The organism is Sulfurovum sp., assembly GCF_041551015.1.
In the GTDB taxonomy this organism is placed as follows: Bacteria; Campylobacterota; Campylobacteria; order Campylobacterales; family Sulfurovaceae; genus Sulfurovum.
Genome location: NZ_JBFENQ010000179.1, coordinates 1 through 3,068, shown reverse-complemented (window position 1 = coordinate 3,068; position 3,068 = coordinate 1). Strand labels below are relative to the sequence as shown.

Annotated in this window: 4 protein-coding genes and 1 pseudogene; 3 read left to right on the top strand and 2 right to left on the bottom strand. The window is 31.2% G+C overall.

The features are described 5' to 3' along the window. The first annotated feature begins 64 nt into the window (after window positions 1–64). Window positions 65–838, top strand: coding sequence for a response regulator transcription factor (locus tag ABZC96_RS09370; RefSeq protein WP_373030678.1), 774 nt, complete (start codon window positions 65–67; stop codon window positions 836–838). 76 nt (window positions 839–914) lie between these two features. On the opposite strand, the gene ABZC96_RS09365 is transcribed toward ABZC96_RS09370, so the two are convergent. Together ABZC96_RS09365 and ABZC96_RS09360 are read right to left on the bottom strand one after the other, a co-directional pair. Beyond that, on the bottom strand, window positions 915–1,172 hold the full coding sequence (locus ABZC96_RS09365; protein WP_373030676.1) for a hypothetical protein: 258 nt from the start codon (window positions 1,170–1,172) through the stop codon (window positions 915–917). Between the two features lie 84 nt (window positions 1,173–1,256). After that, window positions 1,257–1,637: a hypothetical protein gene (locus ABZC96_RS09360; protein WP_373030674.1), complete on the bottom strand. Its 381-nt coding sequence runs from the start codon at window positions 1,635–1,637 to the stop codon at window positions 1,257–1,259. 116 nt (window positions 1,638–1,753) lie between these two features. Between ABZC96_RS09360 and ABZC96_RS09355 the strand changes: the two genes are divergently transcribed. Together ABZC96_RS09355 and ABZC96_RS09350 are read left to right on the top strand one after the other, a co-directional pair. Continuing rightward, complete coding sequence (locus tag ABZC96_RS09355) at window positions 1,754–2,428, top strand: response regulator transcription factor (protein WP_373030672.1); 675 nt, start codon at window positions 1,754–1,756, stop codon at window positions 2,426–2,428. Further along, window positions 2,428–3,068: pseudogene (locus ABZC96_RS09350) on the top strand (hypothetical protein); the annotation flags it as partial. The gene ABZC96_RS09355 and the pseudogene ABZC96_RS09350, both read left to right, overlap by 1 nt.

Below are 3,068 nucleotides of genomic sequence, written 5' to 3'. Positions count from 1 at the left end.
TGTAATAAATGTGTAACAAATGTCTGATAGAATCAAAAAATACATATTTTGAAGGTTGATATAGATGGAAATAGAAGATAGTCAAATTTTACATAAAATTATCGAATTACAATCGTGTATCATTCAAGGTAGAAATATCAAAACCATATTGCATAAAAATATTGATTTTTATCTTGATAAATCCGGTGCTGATATCATTACTGTTTATATGCATAAAGAAGAACAGGTCAATGTAGATTATATACTTGAAAAACATAGACACTTTGCACATCTTTTAAAAAAATATGTTTTCGATAAAAAAAATTTTAAATGGGAAAAATTTGTTAACAATTGTGACAAACATTTTGCCTCTAAAATAAAACATGATAATATCACTGATCTCTACCAGATCTTTAAAGGTTTTTTATCTAAAAAAGATGCAACTGCTTTTACTAATGAACTACAAATGAAAAATGCCATTATGATGCCAATGTACACCTATGACAATCAAGTGATCATCGGATATGCCTGTTTTTTATTCCAGTCAGATATAGAGGCTGATATAAAAAAACTTGAAGCAGTGAAAACATCATTTCAAACACTCTTACAACCACTCTATGACAGAGAACACAATACATTCTTTACTAAGTGTATACGTATAGATGAAGATATGGGACTACTGACTTTACAGGAAAAGAAAATAGTACGGAAAGTTTTAGAAGGTTCATCATATCCTGATGTTGCCGAAATATTGGGTATATCTATCAATACACTTAAAACACATATGAAAAATATATTTAATAAATATAATGTAAACTCAAAAATTGAGCTTTTTAATAAGTTTAATGCATATAACTAGAAAATTGGAAGATGATTTAGAAAAAGGGTATTTAATGTAAATACCCTTTGAAGTTATTGTTTATATAAAGTATTGTCTAGTGACGACCGCCACCACTTCTTTGTCCACCCATTGTACCTGTATTTGATCTGTTTGGATTAGTACCTTTATACTCATGTTGATGTTCATATTTATACAGGTTTTTTTCAGCATTAGCCTCTTTTAATCTTATTCTCTCTTGCTTTTGAAGTTTTTGTTCTATTCTAAGGTGCTCTTGCAAGCTATCCTCTACAGCAAATAAAGAAGGAGAAGTTAGAAGTGCCACTGCACCTAAAGTTAATAAAGTTTTTTTCATGGGTAATCCTTTTAATGTTTATGTTATTTGTTACATTAAAAGTATAGGAAAAGAGTGTGAAGTATCTATGAAGAAAAAAAGAGGTTATCTTCGACCTCCTCCTCCACTTCCTTGACCACCACCACCAGAACCACTGATCCCTGAACTTCCATGTCCACCCATGAAATTACTCTGCTCAGATCCATCATTAAATTTAAATTTGAACCTGGATTTATTGTCGTAATTATAACTTTCTGATTTATCTTTAGTAGTGGACTTGTCTTTTACTCCAATACTATTAGAATCATATTCATCATGAAAAACAAACCGTGACTTTTTTTTGGACTTTTTCTTCTGAGGTTCAGGCTTGATAAGTTTCTCTTTCTGCCCTACTTGTTGAAGTATATCACTCAATCCACTCTCTTCTGCATGAAGTGACATGGTGCCCAATATACAAAGAGTGGAAATAACATTTTTATATCTCATATTTGACACCTTTCTTAATTTATATATTTATTATAGTAAAAAAGTATGAAAAAAGTATGAAGTACTATTTTCCCCCTTGTAGTATGTTATAATAAAATAACTAATCAGGAGTGTTTATGAAGATTTTATTATTGGAAGATGATATAGGTTTGGCTGATATCATGTCTGAATATCTTGAAGACAATGGGTTTAAACTCGATCTTGTTTATGATGGTGAAGAAGCATTGTCTAATGCCTATGAAACTCGGTATGATCTGTATATCTTTGATGTTAATGTTCCCGCAATAAAAGGTTTTGACCTACTGAAGATGTTACGAGACAATGGAGATACCACACCTACTATATTTGTCACATCACTTAATGATATTGATGATGTTTCAAAAGGTTTTGAAAGTGGTGCGGATGACTATCTCAAAAAACCTTTTGAACTTGCCGAACTTCTTTTACGTATTAAAAATATTCAGAAACGTTCTTTTACACAACAACGATCTACTATTATACAGATAGATGAAAATATCACTTTTGACATAGATACAGAGTTATTGCACACAGGTGAGAAGAGTGTTTCTTTGCCACAAAAAGAACTTAAATTACTCAAACACTTTTTGAAACACCCTAATGAGATCATAACATTTGATAGTCTTTATGAAGTACTCTGGGATTATGATGAAACACCCTCATCAGAATCTCTCAGAGCACATATAAAGAATCTTAGAAAACATCTTACTAAAGACATGATCCAAAACCTCAGGGGTCTTGGATACAGATTTGAGATGGAAACTTCAAACTGATGAAGGCCAGTACTAAAAGTGTCATTATTTTCATGGTTGTGTATCTGGGTTCTCTCAGTATATTAGCTACATGGGTTGGGTATCTTTACTATATGGATCAAAAGAATTCTTTGATCGAGAAGATGCATTTAGAAATGCGATATAAAGCAAGAACTATCAATGCTAAATTAGAATACTATCATAACAATAAAAGTGAGCAGTTCACTTTTTATGAAGAGGGATATGACATTGCACTCTATGACAACCAAGGAGAACGCATTGCGTCTACTTTTATAGATGATATAGATTTTTCCAAACTATTTTATGCTGCTAATGGTGAATACTATCTTATAGAAACACTCTATAAAGAGTATTTGGATGTAAAGTATATTGTGATTAAAAAACCTCTTGATATGGATAAATTAAACAGTATTCTTCAACAGATCGGTTATGTAGCGCTTTATGGTTTTATCTTTATACTTTTCGTTGCCCTTCTTTTAGCTAAGATCATGTTGTCACCTATTAAAAAATCCATCGTCTCTTTAACAAAATTTATGAAAGATGCAACACATGAGATGAATACACCTATAAGTACGATACTTATGAGCTATGAACATATGGATAAAAACAACCTCAATGCAAAACAACTTCGTTCACTTGA